The 16,126-nt window shown below is 47.3% G+C and carries 13 protein-coding genes, 1 tRNA gene, 1 rRNA gene and 1 riboswitch; of the genes, 10 read left to right on the top strand and 5 right to left on the bottom strand.

From position 1 onward, the window contains the following. The first annotated feature begins 18 nt into the window (after nt 1–18). The 6 genes from ACJB0T_RS01550 to mgtE all read left to right on the top strand — a co-directional run bounded on the left by ACJB0T_RS01550 (nt 19) and on the right by mgtE (nt 4,888). Nucleotides 19–1,485, top strand: a complete 1,467-nt coding sequence (locus ACJB0T_RS01550) for an RNA polymerase factor sigma-54 (protein WP_479291633.1) — start codon at nt 19–21, stop codon at nt 1,483–1,485. A 25-nt stretch (nt 1,486–1,510) separates the two neighbouring features. After that, nucleotides 1,511–1,798 carry a ribosome hibernation promoting factor gene (gene hpf, locus ACJB0T_RS01545; protein ID WP_042496145.1) on the top strand — a complete coding sequence of 96 codons (288 nt, stop codon included), beginning with the start codon at nt 1,511–1,513 and terminating at the stop codon, nt 1,796–1,798. 1 nt (nt 1,799) lies between these two features. Next, nucleotides 1,800–2,246, top strand: a complete 447-nt coding sequence (gene ptsN / locus ACJB0T_RS01540; RefSeq protein WP_479291636.1) for a PTS IIA-like nitrogen regulatory protein PtsN — start codon at nt 1,800–1,802, stop codon at nt 2,244–2,246. A gap of 18 nt (nt 2,247–2,264) precedes the next feature. Beyond that, nucleotides 2,265–3,122, top strand: a complete 858-nt coding sequence (rapZ, locus tag ACJB0T_RS01535) for an RNase adapter RapZ (protein ID WP_479291638.1) — start codon at nt 2,265–2,267, stop codon at nt 3,120–3,122. A gap of 8 nt (nt 3,123–3,130) precedes the next feature. Further along, the gene (locus ACJB0T_RS01530) at nt 3,131–3,406 is read left to right on the top strand and encodes an HPr family phosphocarrier protein (RefSeq protein ID WP_112463143.1); all 276 of its coding nucleotides are present in this window, start codon (nt 3,131–3,133) and stop codon (nt 3,404–3,406) included. A 123-nt stretch (nt 3,407–3,529) separates the two neighbouring features. Then, nucleotides 3,530–4,888, top strand: a complete 1,359-nt coding sequence (mgtE, locus tag ACJB0T_RS01525; RefSeq protein WP_112463144.1) for a magnesium transporter — start codon at nt 3,530–3,532, stop codon at nt 4,886–4,888. A 33-nt stretch (nt 4,889–4,921) separates the two neighbouring features. Here mgtE and lptG read toward each other — a convergent pair whose 3' ends face one another. Then, nucleotides 4,922–5,992 carry an LPS export ABC transporter permease LptG gene (gene lptG / locus ACJB0T_RS01520; RefSeq protein ID WP_479291640.1) on the bottom strand — a complete coding sequence of 357 codons (1,071 nt, stop codon included), beginning with the start codon at nt 5,990–5,992 and terminating at the stop codon, nt 4,922–4,924. Nucleotides 5,993–5,994: 2 nt separating this feature from the next. Then, nucleotides 5,995–7,113, bottom strand: coding sequence for an LPS export ABC transporter permease LptF (gene lptF / locus ACJB0T_RS01515; protein WP_479291642.1), 1,119 nt, complete (start codon nt 7,111–7,113; stop codon nt 5,995–5,997). A gap of 191 nt (nt 7,114–7,304) precedes the next feature. Here lptF and pepA point away from each other — a divergent pair, with 191 nt between their 5' ends. The 3 genes from pepA (at nt 7,305) to ACJB0T_RS01500 (ending at nt 12,297) form a co-directional block, all read left to right on the top strand. Beyond that, nucleotides 7,305–8,813 carry a leucyl aminopeptidase gene (gene pepA, locus ACJB0T_RS01510; RefSeq protein ID WP_479291643.1) on the top strand — a complete coding sequence of 503 codons (1,509 nt, stop codon included), beginning with the start codon at nt 7,305–7,307 and terminating at the stop codon, nt 8,811–8,813. 72 nt (nt 8,814–8,885) lie between these two features. Continuing rightward, nucleotides 8,886–9,341: a DNA polymerase III subunit chi gene (locus ACJB0T_RS01505; RefSeq protein ID WP_479291645.1), complete on the top strand. Its 456-nt coding sequence runs from the start codon at nt 8,886–8,888 to the stop codon at nt 9,339–9,341. Between the two features lie 97 nt (nt 9,342–9,438). Next, complete coding sequence (locus ACJB0T_RS01500) at nt 9,439–12,297, top strand: valine--tRNA ligase (RefSeq protein WP_479291647.1); 2,859 nt, start codon at nt 9,439–9,441, stop codon at nt 12,295–12,297. A gap of 293 nt (nt 12,298–12,590) precedes the next feature. Here the strand turns inward: ACJB0T_RS01500 and ACJB0T_RS01495 are convergent, their stop codons facing one another. Then, nucleotides 12,591–13,709 (bottom strand): pyridoxal-phosphate-dependent aminotransferase family protein, encoded by a 1,119-nt coding sequence (locus tag ACJB0T_RS01495; protein ID WP_479291649.1) that lies wholly within the window; start codon nt 13,707–13,709, stop codon nt 12,591–12,593. A 214-nt stretch (nt 13,710–13,923) separates the two neighbouring features. Continuing rightward, a riboswitch (Lysine riboswitch) is annotated at nt 13,924–14,098 on the top strand. A 100-nt stretch (nt 14,099–14,198) separates the two neighbouring features. Between ACJB0T_RS01495 and lysC the strand changes: the two genes are divergently transcribed. Next, nucleotides 14,199–15,548, top strand: a complete 1,350-nt coding sequence (gene lysC / locus ACJB0T_RS01490) for a lysine-sensitive aspartokinase 3 (RefSeq protein ID WP_479291651.1) — start codon at nt 14,199–14,201, stop codon at nt 15,546–15,548. 187 nt (nt 15,549–15,735) lie between these two features. Here the strand turns inward: lysC and ACJB0T_RS01485 are convergent. Together ACJB0T_RS01485 and rrf are read right to left on the bottom strand one after the other, a co-directional pair. Continuing rightward, a tRNA-Asp gene (locus ACJB0T_RS01485) sits at nt 15,736–15,812 on the bottom strand. A gap of 56 nt (nt 15,813–15,868) precedes the next feature. Continuing rightward, a 5S ribosomal RNA gene (gene rrf / locus ACJB0T_RS01480) occupies nt 15,869–15,984 on the bottom strand. Nucleotides 15,985–16,126: the final 142 nt, after the last annotated feature.

Here is a 16,126-nt window from a genome sequence, read left to right as displayed (position 1 = left end):
ATAGGTTCATAACACTGCATGAAACCCTCATTACAACTCAAGCTAGGTCAACAGTTAGCAATGACGCCACAATTGCAGCAAGCGATTCGCTTACTGCAATTGTCAACGCTTGATTTGCAACAAGAGATCCAAGAAGCACTGGACTCAAATCCACTTCTCGACGTTGAAGAATCGACTGAAGAGACAAGCAATGACGACAAGCCAAATGCTGAGAACAAAGATGAGAGCCCAACAGCAGAAATAACCAGTGAGCCTGAGCTTAAGGACAGCTCTGATCAAATTGAAAAATCAGAGATTTCCAACGAGCTAGAAATGGATACCACATGGGACGATGTCTACAGCGCCAATACCGGTAATACCGGTATTGCTGTTGATGATGACATGCCTATTTATCAAGGCGAGACCACCCAGTCACTACAAGACTATTTGGTGTGGCAACTCGACCTAACCCCTTTTACGGAAACCGATCGTGCCATTGCTTTAGCCATTATTGATGCCGTAGACGACTACGGCTACCTGACACTCTCTTGCGAAGAAATTTTAGAAAGCGTCGATATAGAAGACCTTGAGCTCGATGAAGTCGAGGCGGTACGCAAACGCATTCAGCAATTTGACCCTCTGGGTATTGCATCGCTCAACCTTCAAGATTGCTTACTGCTACAACTTGCGACCTTCCCAGAAGACACACCGTGGCTTGCTGAAGCTAAGTTAGTCCTTACTCACCATATTGATCAGTTAGGTAATCGCGACTACAAACTGGTGATTAAAGAGACCAAACTTAAAGAAGCGGAGCTTCGTGAAGTACTCAAGCTTATTCAGCAACTCGACCCTCGCCCTGGCAGCAAAATCACCCCAGATGAAACCGAATATGTGGTACCTGATGTATCGGTATTTAAAGACCGTGGCAAATGGGTGGTTCAGATCAATCCAGATAGCGTGCCGAAGCTAAAGGTCAATCAGCAATATGCCCAGCTAGGTAAAGGCAACAGCGCAGACAGCCAATACATTCGCTCTAACCTTCAAGAAGCGAAATGGCTAATCAAAAGCCTAGAAAGCCGGAATGAAACCCTATTAAAAGTGGCTAAGTGCATTGTGGAACATCAGCACGATTTCTTCGAATATGGCGAAGAAGCGATGAAACCAATGGTACTGAACGACGTCGCACTCGCGGTCGACATGCACGAATCCACGATCTCTCGTGTGACCACACAAAAGTACATGCATACACCACGCGGCATCTTCGAGCTCAAGTACTTTTTCTCGAGCCACGTGTCGACCGACAATGGCGGAGAGTGCTCGTCAACCGCCATTCGTGCCCTAATCAAGAAGCTTGTTGCTGCGGAAAACCCAGCCAAGCCATTGAGCGATAGTAAAATCGCAGCTCAACTCGCTGACCAAGGAATTCAGGTCGCTAGGCGAACCATAGCGAAATACCGTGAATCGTTGGGCATTGCCCCTTCCAGTCAGCGTAAACGCCTACTCTAAGGTCAATAACTAAGAAGGAAAGTCTATGCAAATTCAAATTACAGGCCACCATGTTGATCTCACTGATTCAATGCAAGACTACGTTCACAGTAAATTTCAGAAGCTCGAGCGCTTTTTTGAGCATATAAACAACATTCATGTGGTTTTAAAAGTTGAAAAATTAGACCAGATCGCCGAAGCTACGCTCCACGTAAATCAAGCTGAAATTCACGCAGCCTCTCATGATGAGAGCATGTACGCTGCAATTGACTCGTTAGTAGACAAACTAACCAGACAACTGAATAAGCACAAAGAAAAGTTAAGTAATCACTAACATGCAAATAAGTGAAGTATTAACAGTGGACTGCACCAAAAGTGCAGTCCCTTGTACGAGCAAAAAGCGCGCACTTGAGATCATTAGCGAAATCGCTGCGCAGCATACTGGAAAGAACTCAACAGAACTGTTCGAGTGCATGCTAAGTCGAGAAAAAGTCGGTAGCACAGGTATCGGCAATGGCATCGCTATCCCGCACGCTCGTATGCAAGACAGCGACAAAGCCGTAGCAGTATTGCTTCAATGCCAAGATGCGGTGGACTTTGATGCTATTGATAATCGACCTGTCGATCTTATGTTTGCTCTACTTGTGCCAGATGCCCAATGTAAAGAGCATCTAAAAACTCTCTCTTGCATGGCAGAACGTCTTAACGACAAAGCTGTCCTCAAACAACTTCGTAATGCTCAGAGCGATCAAGAGCTTTACGACATCATTGTTAGTCACTGATCAAGGAAACCAGCAGACATGCGTTTGGTTGTGGTAAGTGGACACTCAGGGGCAGGCAAAAGCGTCGCCTTGCGAGTCCTAGAAGACTCCGGCTACTACTGCGTCGACAATCTTCCTGTTGACCTTCTCGGGCCATTTGTTGATTCAAGCCAAGACACACAGCAAAGTGTTGCGGTGAGTATCGACATTCGAAACCTACCCAAAAACCTTGCTCAGCTCTCACTGACTCTGGATCAACTTTCTTTAAAGCACGACGTCAAACTGCTGTTTCTTGATGCCAGCAAATCAGTACTACTGACTCGCTACAGTGAAACGCGACGTATTCACCCACTGTCACAGCGAGAAGACAAACTCTCTCTTGAACAAGCGATCGATTTGGAGCACACATTACTCGCACCGATCAAAGAGCAAGCTGATTACGTTATCGATTCTAGCGAACAGTCTATTCATGACCTGAGTGAAACCATTCGCTTTCAGGTTGAAGGACAAGAGAAAAAAGATCTGGTGATGGTTTTTCAGTCCTTCGGGTTTAAATACGGTATGCCAAATGACGCGGACTACGTGTTTGATGTACGCTTTTTACCTAACCCGCACTGGCAACCAGAGCTGCGTCCAATGACCGGTCTTGATGCACCTATCAAATCATTTCTTGAGTCCTACCCTGATGTGATTGAACTGAAGCAGCAGATCCAAGGCTTTGTCGAGCGCTGGCTTCCGTTACTTGAAAAGAACAATCGGAGTTATTTGACCGTGGCAATCGGCTGCACTGGCGGCAAACACCGCTCTGTGTATATTACTCAGCAAATCGGTGAGTACTTTGAACAGCTCGGTCACAAGGTCAAAATCCGTCACGCTTCACTCGAAAAACACCAATAGGAATATCGATGTCTCACTCACGCACTGTGCTTATCCTCAATCGTCTTGGCCTACACGCCCGCGCCGCGGTTAAACTGGTCGAGTTAGCACAGAGCTTTGATGCGACGGTGACCATCTGCAACCACGAACAGAAAGAAGCGACAGCCGACAGTGTGATGGGATTATTGATGCTTGAATCAGCACAAGGTGAAAACATCACCATCAAAGCGACAGGCACTCAGGCAGAAGCTGCACTCAATGCTGTCTGCGATTTAGTCGAACACCGTTTCGACGAGGACGAATAACCTCACCCTCCAACCGGATCCAAACAAAAAACTTTCTCGCCATTGATAACTTGTTATTAATTAACAAGCAGAATTAGGCTACTATTCAGTACATTAACAAGCAGTTGAGTGTAGGGGGCATCCATGGCAGAGCAAATAGAATTCGACCAAGCTCACCAAACCCTCCAAGAAGTCACAGAAGCGCTGGAAAACGGCCGCTTCGTATTCGTACGTAGACAACTTCAGGACATGGAGCCTGAAGATATTGCCCATCTTTTAGAGGCCTCACCGCGTAAAAGCCGTGAAGTACTTTGGCAGCTAACCGATCCTGAAGATTACGGCGAAATCCTCGATGAACTTAACGAGGATGTCAAAGATGCCTTAGTCTCTAAAATGGCACCAGAGAAGCTGGCAGAAGCGACTGAAGGCATGGACACCGATGACGTGGCCTACGTCCTTCGTAGTCTCCCTGATGATGTTTCCCGTGAAGTTCTGTCGCAAATGGACACGGCAGATCGCTTGCGCGTCGAAACCGCCCTTTCTTATCCTGAAGATACGGCCGGCGGCATCATGAATACCGACGTCATTACCATTCGTGGTGATGTGGATGTCGATGTGGTTCTGCGTTATCTGCGTATGAAAGGCGAGCTTCCTGAAGCCACCGATGCGCTCTATGTAATTGATGAAGAAGATATGCTGATTGGTCACCTTTCTCTGACCACTTTGTTAACCACTCAGCCCGATATCAAAGTCAGTGACGTAATGGATGACGCTGATGAAGCGATCCACGTTGAAACCAGTGATTCCGATGTGGCGTCGTTATTTGAACGTCGTGACTGGGTATCCGCACCCGTGGTGGATAGTGACCATCATCTTGTCGGTCGTATCACCATCGATGATGTGGTCGACATCATTCGTGAAGACGCTGAACACTCCATGATGAGTATGGCGGGTATGGACGATGACGAAGATACATTCGCTCCGGTAGTGAAATCAGCTCGACGACGCAGCGTTTGGCTTGGTGCTAATGTGCTGGCTGCACTTGCAGCTGCGTCCGTATCCAACATGTTTGAGGCGACCCTTGAACAAATGGCCGCGATTGCAGTATTGATGACCATAGTCCCTTCTATGGGCGGCGTCGCTGGCAACCAAACCGTGGCACTGGTGATTCGCGGTTTAGCGCTTGGTCACATTGGTGACAGTAACCGCAGAGAGTTACTCCTAAAAGAAGCCGCGATCGGATTTCTTAACGGGATCCTTTGGGCACTGATCATCGGCGGTATCGTGGTTGCTTGGAAAGGTGACTGGATGCTTGGCGGCATTATTTCAGCCGCAATGATGACCAACTTACTCGTAGCGGGTGTTGCTGGGGTAACCATTCCGATTCTACTCAAGAAGATGAACATCGACCCGGCATTGGCTGGAGGGATGGCATTAACGACCATCACCGATGTGGTTGGTCTCTCGGTATTCTTAGGTCTCGCCACCATCATGATTGCATAAAAAAGAAGGCTCCATCGGAGCCTTCTTTTTTATCTATAACTTTCTTCTCAATAAGAGCAGTGCAATGGTGAGGAACACCAAGCTTGGCCCCAAGGCACCAAATAGTGGTGACATGCCATACACCAAACTCACCGGACCAAAGAACTCGCTAGAAATATAAAAGGTAAAGCCTGCTATTACACCCGATAAGATACGCGCCCCCATAGTTACACTACGCAGCGGTCCGAAGACGAAAGAGAGCGCCATTAACATCATTACCGCTACTGATATCGGCTGCGTCGCCTTACGCCAGAAGGCCAGTTCATAGCGTGACGCATCTTGCTCCGAATCTTTTAGGTATTGGGTGTAATCCCAAAGTCCACTCAGCGGCAGTTCATTTAAGTCAACCGTTACGATCGCTAACTTGTCAGGTACCAGAGAAGTTTGCCACTCTTGAGTATCGATGGTCTCTTTACTCAGCACAACACTGTCAGACATGTCCGTCACCTGAATGTCGTACATCTGCCAGCGGTTATCACCAAGATAGTCTGCGCGATCGGCGTATATCGTTGTCACCAAGTGCTTATCGGTATCGAAGCGCCAAAGGTTCAAGCCAGAAATAGAATCACCATCGACCTTGGAGATAAAAATAAAGTCATTAGCATCTCGCGCCCAGACCCCGTTTCGCACCGAAACAATGCTACCTCCGGTAATAGACTGCATCCGTAAATCTCGAGCCATTTGCTGAGTGGTTGGTGCCCCCCATTCTCCAAGTGCCATCACCACTAGCATCAAAGGTACTGCTGTCTTTAGCACCGAAAAACCGATGCGCATTTTAGAAATGCCCGCAGCCTGCATGACCACCAGCTCAGAACTACTCGCCAACATACCAAGACCAATAAGCGAGCCAAGCAGCGCAGCCATAGAGAAGAATAGCTCCACATCACGCGGCATACCAAGCAGTACAAAGTACATAGCCGACAACATGTCATAGCTACCTTCACCAACAGAGCGCAGCTGCTCAACAAATTTGATCACCGCTGACAAACCAACAAATACCGACAGCACCAACAAGATGGTGGTAATAATGGTTCGTCCAACATAGACATCTAAAATTCGAAACACGTTTACGCTACCTCTTGCGGCTTACCACGTCTTTTGCGACGCCATTTTTCTCTGACTCTTCTCACTGGCACGGTATCCCACGTGTTCACACCAATTGCTGCGACCAATAACGCAAAATTCACGGGCCACAGTCCAATATAGGTAGGGAATGCACCATCTTCTAATGCCGATTTCATCGCGCTGATCGCCATAAAGTAAGCAAAATAAACGAATATCGCCGGTCCCATCTTAGCGAACTTACTTTGCCTTGGGTTCACCGCTGACAGTGGTACCACCAACATAGTCAACAACGGAATACATACGACAAGGGAGAGACGCCAATGGAGCTCAGCTTGCGCTTTAGGCGTGGGGTCAGAGAGCAAGTCCAACGTCGGAATTGCCATCCATGAACGACCTCTTGGTTGCACTTCACGCTGACCAATTACCCCTTCATACTCGGAAAACTCCGTTATCATATATTCTAAACGAGTTGGCACACCCTCGTAGCGAGTACCATCGAACAGCGCAATAACTTGCCTTCCATCACTAAGCTCTCTCACCTCACCCGATTTCGCAGAAATCACGCTTGGTAATATCGAATCTCTTGGGCTTAACTGCGCAACAAACACGTTATCGAGCTTACGATTTCGGATGTCGTCGATAAAAACAACTGACGAACCGTCAGGCGTACGCTGGAAGCTACCAGTTTGAATTAGCTCTACTGAGTTTTCCGACGCTAACTTTTCACGGATCTGCATCTCTTGTTCTTGCGTCCAAGGAGCTAGCCAAAATGCGTTAAATGCGGCTAATGATGTCGTGATAACCGCCAGATACATAGCGGCACGGATCAAAAACTTGTTGCCAATACCAGTCGCGTTCATCACCGTAATTTCACTTTCGGCGTAAAGGCGGCCAAATGTCACCAAAATACCGATATAGATACTCAGTGGGAACATTAGCAGTCCCATGGTTGGCATGCTGATCCCCGCCAACGTCATAATTAATCCGGCAGGAATATCTCCATCCGACGCATCAGCAAGCACTTGGATAAATTGACGACTGAAAAACACGAGAAAGAGCACTAAAAAGATGGCTAATTGGCTCTTAACTGTTTCTCTGATCAAATATCTAACAATAATCACAGTGAAAACACCTATACAAAACTTGTTTTTTTGATTGAATCGCTATAGTTTTCGGATAAACCTTTTATTTTTTACTTTTTTGATCGATTCTTATCTTTAGATTATAGGCCGAACTGGCACATAAATTTCAAACACTAATAATCGATTATCTAACATTTAGTTCTATTTGTCTTTAGGATGTAGGAGTACGCATGGAGTTTAGTGTAAAAAGTGGCAGCCCAGAGAAGCAGCGCAGTGCTTGCATCGTAGTTGGCGTTTTTGAGCCACGTCGTCTCTCTCCGGTTGCAGAGCAGCTGGACAAAATCAGTGATGGCTATATCAGCTCACTGCTTCGCCGTGGCGACCTTGAAGGTAAGCCAGGCCAAATGCTTCTTTTGCATCAAGTACCTGGAGTACTATCGGAGCGAGTGCTTCTTGTGGGTTGTGGTAAAGAGCGCGAGCTTGGTGAGCGTCAATACAAAGAAATTATCCAAAAAACCATCAGCACACTGAACGAAACAGGGTCAATGGAAGCCGTTTGCTTCCTGACTGAGCTTCACGTTAAAGGCCGCGACACGTATTGGAAAGTACGTCAGGCTGTAGAAGCGACCAAAGATGGTCTCTATACCTTCGATCAATTCAAGAGCAGTAAGCCAGAAACTCGTCGCCCACTGCGCAAATTGGTATTCAACGTACCAACGCGTCGTGAGCTAAACCTAGGCGAAAAAGCCATTGCGCACGGTCTTGCGGTTGCATCAGGTGTGAAAACATCTAAAGATCTTGGCAACATGCCACCAAATATTGCAAATCCAGCTTACCTTGCTTCTCAAGCACGTCGCCTTGCTGATGACTATGAAACCGTAACGACTAAGATCATCGGTGAGCAAGAGATGGAAAAACTGGGCATGACTTCTTACCTAGCGGTAGGTCGTGGCTCTAAAAATGAATCTATGATGTCTATCATGGAGTACAAGGGCAGCCCAGACCCAGATGCGAAACCTATCGTCCTGGTTGGTAAAGGCCTAACGTTCGATTCCGGCGGCATCTCGCTAAAACCAGGCGAAGGCATGGACGAGATGAAATACGACATGTGTGGTGCGGCATCTGTAATGGGCACGATGAAGGCGCTTGCGAAACTAAACCTACCGATTAACGTAGTAGGTATCCTTGCTGGTTGTGAAAACATGCCAGGTAGCAATGCTTACCGTCCAGGTGACATCTTAACGACCATGTCAGGCCAAACGGTAGAAGTGCTAAACACTGACGCTGAAGGTCGTCTAGTACTATGTGATGCACTAACATACGTTGAGCGTTACGAGCCAGAATGTGTGGTTGACGTTGCGACGCTAACAGGTGCTTGTGTGATTGCACTTGGTCACCACATCAGTGGCGTTATCTCTAACCATAACCCACTTTCTCACGAGCTAGTTAATGCTTCTGAACAAGCGGGTGACCGAGCTTGGCGTCTACCTATGGCTGACGAGTACCAAGAACAGCTAGCAAGCCCGTTTGCAGACATGGCAAACATCGGCGGCCGTCCTGGCGGTACTATTACTGCAGGTTGCTTCCTATCGCGCTTTGCGAAGAAGTACCACTGGGCTCACCTAGATATCGCAGGTACTGCATGGAAGTCAGGTAAAGCAAAAGGCTCCACTGGCCGTCCAGTCTCACTTCTTGTCCAATTCTTGCTTAACCGCAGCGGCCAAGAGACTGAAGAGTAATCAAGAAAAGGGCCGTAAGGCCCTTTTTTAGTTTTGGGCACTAGCAAATCCTTTGTATACAGAAGTTACGATATGAATACTGCAACCTTCTACATTATTGGCGAAGACTCTGAGCAAGCTGCAGAGCAAGGCTGGTTTGCTTATGTGCATTTTCTTAGTCGTCACTTCACTTCGCAAGGCGCCAAACTCTACATCAATTGCACCGATAGGCAGCATGCGGAATCGGTAGCGGAATTCTTCTGGCAAGTCTCACCAGAGCAATTCATCGCCCATAATTTGGTAGGCGAAGGACCCAAAAATGGTACGCCTGTTGAAATCGGTTTTGAGGGGCTTAAACCCAGTTGGAACCGTCAATTAGTAATAAATATGGCCAATAGTCACGCAACCTTTGCGAACTCCTTTGGTCAAGTGGTAGACTTCGTCCCTTGCGAAGAAAAAGCTAAGCAAGTTGCGCGAGAAAGGTATAAAATTTACCGTCAAGCGGGCTATCAGCTTCAAACCATTGAGATTCAACATTCAGAATCCTAATCAAGGTCAATCCTTATAAGTAAGCGTGACACACTCTCGTTTATTTATAAGGTTTGGCAAGTTTCTTTCACAGATTAAAGTAAGTATCCAGAAAGCTATGGAAAAGACATATAACCCACAATCTATCGAACAAGCTCTGTACAAGACTTGGGAAGAGAAAGGCTACTTTAAGCCACACGGTGACACATCTAAAGAATCATACAGCATCATGATCCCGCCACCGAACGTCACTGGTAGCCTACACATGGGTCACGCTTTCCAAGATACCATCATGGATACCCTGATCCGTGCTGAGCGTATGAAGGGCAAAAACACCCTTTGGCAGGTTGGTACTGACCACGCAGGCATCGCCACGCAGATGGTTGTTGAGCGCAAAATTGCTGCTGAAGAAGGCAAAACTAAGCACGATTACGGTCGTGATGCCTTCATCGACAAGATCTGGGAATGGAAAGGCGAGTCTGGTGGCACGATCACTAAACAGCTTCGTCGCCTAGGTGCGTCTGTAGACTGGGATCGTGAGCGCTTCACTATGGATGACGGCCTGTCTAACGCCGTTCAAGAAGTGTTCGTTCGCCTATACGAAGACGATCTGATCTACCGCGGTAAGCGTCTAGTTAACTGGGATCCAAAACTGCACACAGCGATCTCAGATCTAGAAGTAGAAAACAAAGACAAGAAAGGCCACATGTGGCACTTCCGTTATCCACTAGCGGATGGCGTAAAAACGGCTGAAGGCAAAGACTACATCGTTGTAGCAACCACTCGTCCAGAAACCATGCTTGGCGATACTGGTGTTGCTGTAAACCCAGAAGATCCACGCTACAAAGATCTTATCGGCAAAGAAATCCTACTTCCTATCGTTGATCGCCGCATCCCTATCGTGGGTGACGAGCATGCCGATATGGAAAAAGGCACAGGTTGTGTGAAGATCACTCCAGCGCACGATTTTAATGACTACGAAGTGGGTAAGCGTCATCAATTACCGATGATCAACATCCTAACCTTCGATGCAAACATCCGCGGCGCCGCTGAAGTATTTAACACCAACGGCGAAGCAAACGATGCGTACTCAACTGAGCTACCTGCTAAGTACCACGGTATGGAGCGTTTTGCTGCACGTAAAGCGATCGTGGCAGAATTCGAAGAATTGGGTCTTCTTGATGAGATCAAAGATCACGACCTAACAGTCCCTTACGGTGACCGTGGCGGCGTGGTTATTGAGCCAATGCTAACTGACCAATGGTACGTTCGCACCGCACCTCTTGCTGAAACAGCAACCAAAGCGGTTGAAGACGGCGAAATTCAGTTCGTACCTAAGCAATACGAAAACATGTACTTCTCTTGGATGCGCGACATTCAAGACTGGTGTATCTCTCGTCAGCTATGGTGGGGTCACCGTATCCCTGCATGGTACGACAACGACGGCAACGTGTACGTAGGTCGCACTGAAGAAGAAGTTCGCGAGAAAAATGGTCTAGCTCCGGTTGTTGTACTGCGCCAAGACGATGACGTACTGGATACTTGGTTCTCTTCTGCACTTTGGACATTCGGCACTCAAGGCTGGCCAGAAAACACCGACGATCTGAAAACCTTCCACCCTTCAGACGTGCTGGTAACTGGTTTCGACATCATTTTCTTCTGGGTTGCGCGCATGATCATGATGACCATGCACTTCTGTAAAGATGAAAACGGTAAGCCACAAGTACCATTTAAGACAGTTTACGTTACGGGGCTAATCCGTGACGAGAACGGCGACAAGATGTCTAAGTCGAAAGGTAACGTACTTGACCCAATCGATATGATTGATGGTATCGACCTAGAGTCTCTAGTTGAGAAGCGCACTGGTAACATGATGCAGCCTCAGCTAGCGAAGAAAATTGAGAAGAACACTCGTAAGACATTCGAAGACGGTATTGAACCTTACGGTACTGACGCACTTCGCTTTACTCTTGCAGCAATGGCGTCTACCGGTCGCGATATCAACTGGGATATGAAGCGTCTTGAGGGTTACCGTAACTTCTGTAACAAGCTGTGGAACGCAAGCCGTTACGTACTGATGAACACTGAAGACCAAGATTGTGGCTTCGGCGCAGGTGACATCGAGTACTCACTAGCAGACAAGTGGATCGAGTCTCAGTTTGAACTGGCAGCAAAAGAGTTTAACGCGCATCTAGACAACTACCGTCTAGACATGGCAGCGAACACTATCTATGAGTTCATCTGGAACCAATTCTGTGACTGGTACCTAGAGCTAACTAAACCAGTTCTATGGAAAGGTAACGAAGCGCAGCAACGCGGTACACGTCGCACGCTGATCACCGTACTTGAGAAGACACTTCGTCTTGCTCACCCAGTACTGCCATACATCACTGAAACTATCTGGCAAAGCGTGAAGCCTCTAGTAGACGGTGTTGATGGTGACACGATCATGCTACAGGCTCTGCCTCAGTTTGAAGAAGCGAACTTCAACCAAGAAGCGCTTGATGACATCGAGTGGGTGAAGGCATTCATCACTAGCATCCGTAACCTTCGTGCAGAATACGACATTGCACCAAGCAAAGGTCTGGACGTGATGCTGAAAGTTGCGGATGAGAAAGACGCAGCGCGCCTAGAAGCAAACAAAGCGGTACTGGCTTCTCTTGCTAAGCTAGAAAGCATCAAGGTACTGGCTGAAGACGAAGAGACACCAGCATGTGCAACAGCACTGGTTGGTAAGTCTGAGCTGATGATCCCAATGGCAGGTCTTATCGACAAAGACGCTGAGCTTGATCGTCTGGCGAAAGAGATCGCTAAAACTCAAGGCGAGATTAAACGCATTGAAGGCAAACTAGGTAATGAAGGCTTCGTAGCAAAAGCACCTGAAGCGGTAGTTGCTAAAGAGCGTGAAAAGCTAGAAGGCTACAAAGAGACATTGGTTAAGCTTGAAGAGCAAAAGCAAACTATTGCTGCGCTGTAATTAGTTAAGTCTAAAAAACATAAGCCGAGAGTGGTAACACTCTCGGCTTTTTTGTATTCAACGTTATTAGGCAGGGTTTAACGTGAGTCACTTGTTGCATGAGGTCCCCTTTTTCAAGGGGATGACGAAAGTACTGCATTGAGTGCAGCGTACACTAATAACTAAAATAGACGTCATCCTCACGAAAGTGAGGATCTTCATCCGCGAGTACCGCGGTCAAATTGTGTGAGTCACTTGCCGCACGAGATCCCCTTTTTCAAGGGGATGGCGTCAGTTATCTAGTGTTGCAAAGACTACTTCAACACAGTCTCAAGCGCCTTTAGACAAAGCGCTACATTCTCTCTCCTCGCGCCGTAGCCCATCAAACCGATACGCCATGCTTTTCCAGCTAAAGCCCCAAGCCCCGCACCAATCTCAAGGTTATACTCTTCTAGCAATTGGCTTCTCACTGCAGCGTCATCAACACCTTCAGGAAGGTAGACCGCATTTAATTGTGGTAGTCGACTGTTTTCTTCAACCACGAAACTCAACCCCAAGTTTTCTAACCCTTCACGCAGCAAAAGATGCATATCTTTGTGGCGCTGCCATGCATTCTCTAGACCTTCGTTCTTCAAAAGCACCAATGACTCATGAAGCGCGTAAAGGCTGTTTACTGGCGCTGTGTGGTGATAACTGCGCTTACCTTCCCCACTCCAGTAGCCTAGTACCAAGCTCTGATCCAAGAACCAACTTTGAACTGGTGCTTGTCGTGACTTAATCACTTCAATCGCCGCAGGAGAAAGCGTCACTGGCGAAAGGCCGGGTACGCAAGACAGGCACTTCTGACTGCCAGAATAAACAGCATCAAGCTGCCACTCATCAACAAGGAGTGGTACGCCACCTAAAGAGGTCACCGCATCCACAATCGTTAGCATGCCGTGTTTTTTAGCCAGTGCTCCTAGCGTTTTAGCATCACTTACCGCACCAGTTGATGTTTCAGCATGCACAAACGCAAGGATCTTCGCATCGGGATGTTCAGCAATCGCTTGTTCTACTTTCGACACAGAAACAGGTGCGCCCCACTCATCATCCACCACAATAGCTTCACCACCGCAGCGAACCACGTTCTCACGCATGCGCTCACCAAACACACCATTACGGCACACGATAACCTTATCACCTGGCTCAACTAAGTTTACAAAACAAGTCTCCATACCAGCACTACCAGGAGCAGAAACCGCGATTGTGAATTCATTTTCTGTTTGGAATGCGTATTTCAGTAGCGCTTTCAGCTCATCCATCATGCCAATAAAAAGCGGATCAAGGTGACCTATCGTTGGGCGGCTTAAGGCCTGCAATACTTGCGGATAGATATCAGATGGGCCAGGTCCCATTAGGGTACGGTGAGGGGGCACAAAGCTTGAAATGGTCATGGGCAGTTATCCTATTAGGTTATTGTAGTTGTTGGGGAAAACATCACGTGGACGTTAATGTCATCTACAATGGCGAAAAAACAACATTTTTGCAACATCCAACCACTCAAGTTTTTCATGTGAAATGCATAAACATCCATTGACTTTTGGCACGCAAAAACGTTGAATAAACACACTATCTGTAGCCAATCGTTTTCATTGACGTTCTCGATGCTACAGCGGAAGAGGAGCACTGCCCAGGCAAGTGATTTGTGAAGCCGCAACTTCAATACAATTCACTCATGGGGAGCAGTGCCGAGATGAACTAAAATTGTCGGATTTAGTTTGTCGGTTAAACGGGCTGAATCCCTTTAACTGTCACCAAGATTTGGTGAAGAGCTTCTGAGGTCTATTCTAATATTCAGATTCCTCTGCTCTATTTCTCTCTTCAAACATCGGATGTTGGGTTACCAACCTTAAACTTTAAACTGGAAGTCCTGGAGAAACACTGTGAGCGCATTCAATGTAGCTAAATTTGGCGGAACAAGCGTCGCCAACTTCGAAGCCATGAGCCGTTGTGCCGAAATCATCGAAAATAACCCGCAAACCAAATTGGTCGTGAGTAGCGCTTGCTCAGGCGTAACCAACATATTGGTTGAACTTGCAAACGGCGTTAAAGACGAAGCTCGTCGTGCAGAGCTAATTAGCAAGCTTCGCGATATCCACACCGACATTATGTCAAAGCTCAATGACGTTAGCTCTATTGAAGCACGTGTTGATGCTTTGATTGAAAAGGTAGCAACGCTTTCAGAAGCAGCTTGCATTGCGGCTACTCCAAAGCTTACCGATCACCTAGTGGCATGTGGCGAGCGAATGTCCACGCATATCCTTACTCGCTTGATGCAAGAGCGTGGTATCAATGCAGTGCGTTTTGATATTCGTGAAGCGCTTAAGACTGACAGTGATTACGGTAAGGCAGAGCCAAACATCGAAGCGACCAAAGCAGCAGCTAGCGAGAAGCTGGTTCCTCTTTGCAAACAACATGTTGTAGTTACACAGGGCTTTATCGGCTCAGATGAAGATGGCGAGACTACCACGCTAGGTCGTGGCGGTAGTGATTACAGCGCAGCACTAATTGCTGAAGCCGTAGAAGCTGCTGGTCTTGAAATCTGGACAGATGTACCAGGTATCTACACGACCGACCCACGCATTGCACCAAATGCTCGTCCAATCCCAGAGATCAGCTTTAGTGAAGCGTCTGAAATGGCTAACTTCGGCGCCAAGATCCTGCACCCTTCAACACTACTACCTGCGCTGCGTCATCAAATCCCAGTTTTTGTAGGTTCATCTAAAGCACCACAAGAAGGCGGCACTTGGGTAAGACAAACAGTAGAGAGCGCACCTCTGTTCCGCGCATTAGCGCTACGTAACAACCAGACTATGGTCACGCTACGTAACCCTCGAATGTTCCAGGCTTATGGCTTCTTAGCTAACGTATTTACTGTACTTGCTAAGCACAAGATCTCTGTTGACCTTGTAACCACCTCTGAAGTCAGTGTTTCTCTAACACTTGATCAAACTGACACAGGTGGCGGCGCACCAGAGCTCCCACTTGAAGCACAGCAAGAACTAGAGCAACTTTGTACTGTTGAAGTCAAACAAGGGCTCAGCCTAGTTGCACTCATCGGCAACAACATGAGCGAAACCAAAGGTTCGGCAGCAGAAGTATTCGATACTCTAGACAGCTTCAATATCCGCATGATTTGCTACGGCGCAAGCCCTCACAACCTTTGCTTCCTTCTAGACGAAGGCGAAGCGAAAGATGCAGTAAAAGCATTGCACGAAGACTTGTTTGAATAAACGGGAAACATTAAACAAAGGCGGTAGAAATACCGCCTTTTTTGTATCTATTGGATAGCAGATGATTGAACTTCAAAAATCTGTAGACGGAAAAAAGCCCTAGTCATTCGACGGGGACGCCTAGTCTAGGGCTTAGTATTTTGCAGATAGCAAAAAGCCTCGTCTTTCGACGAGGCTTCTTAATAAGTGGCGGAGTGGACGGGACTCGAACCCGCGACCCCCGGCGTGACAGGCCGGTATTCTAACCAACTGAACTACCACTCCGCAGTGGTCTATTTAAAGTCTTATCTAAATCGTGCTTTAAACAGATTATGTTCAAAGCCTGGCGATGTCCTACTCTCACATGGGGAAGCCCCACACTACCATCGGCGCTATTGCGTTTCACTTCTGAGTTCGGCATGGAGTCAGGTGGGTCCACAACGCTATGGTCGCCAAGCAAATTCTGTTTTGCCTTCAGATTTTCTGAAAATCTGAAAACAATAAATTCGGAAAACTGATTTAAAAGTCTCAATACACATTCAAAGTTCTTGCTTTGAGTCCATCAAAACCCTTTGGGTGTTGTATGGTTAAGCCTCACG

The organism is Vibrio sp. CB1-5, from assembly GCF_059412285.1.
Note: the sequence above shows the minus strand (reverse complement) of the source record. Positions and strands in the feature narration are given on the sequence as shown.

What these genes read in the sequence shown, in the direction of transcription:
- ACJB0T_RS01550 (WP_479291633.1), top strand. Translation starts at nt 19, where the DNA reads ATGAAACCCTCATTACAACTCAAGCTAGGTCAACAGTTAGCAATGACG.
- hpf (WP_042496145.1), top strand. Translation starts at nt 1,511, where the DNA reads ATGCAAATTCAAATTACAGGCCACCATGTTGATCTCACTGATTCAATG.
- ptsN (WP_479291636.1), top strand. Translation starts at nt 1,800, where the DNA reads ATGCAAATAAGTGAAGTATTAACAGTGGACTGCACCAAAAGTGCAGTC.
- rapZ (WP_479291638.1), top strand. Translation starts at nt 2,265, where the DNA reads ATGCGTTTGGTTGTGGTAAGTGGACACTCAGGGGCAGGCAAAAGCGTC.
- ACJB0T_RS01530 (WP_112463143.1), top strand. Translation starts at nt 3,131, where the DNA reads ATGTCTCACTCACGCACTGTGCTTATCCTCAATCGTCTTGGCCTACAC.
- mgtE (WP_112463144.1), top strand. Translation starts at nt 3,530, where the DNA reads ATGGCAGAGCAAATAGAATTCGACCAAGCTCACCAAACCCTCCAAGAA.
- pepA (WP_479291643.1), top strand. Translation starts at nt 7,305, where the DNA reads ATGGAGTTTAGTGTAAAAAGTGGCAGCCCAGAGAAGCAGCGCAGTGCT.
- ACJB0T_RS01505 (WP_479291645.1), top strand. Translation starts at nt 8,886, where the DNA reads ATGAATACTGCAACCTTCTACATTATTGGCGAAGACTCTGAGCAAGCT.
- ACJB0T_RS01500 (WP_479291647.1), top strand. Translation starts at nt 9,439, where the DNA reads ATGGAAAAGACATATAACCCACAATCTATCGAACAAGCTCTGTACAAG.
- ACJB0T_RS01495 (WP_479291649.1), bottom strand. Translation starts at nt 13,709, where the DNA reads ATGACCATTTCAAGCTTTGTGCCCCCTCACCGTACCCTAATGGGACCT.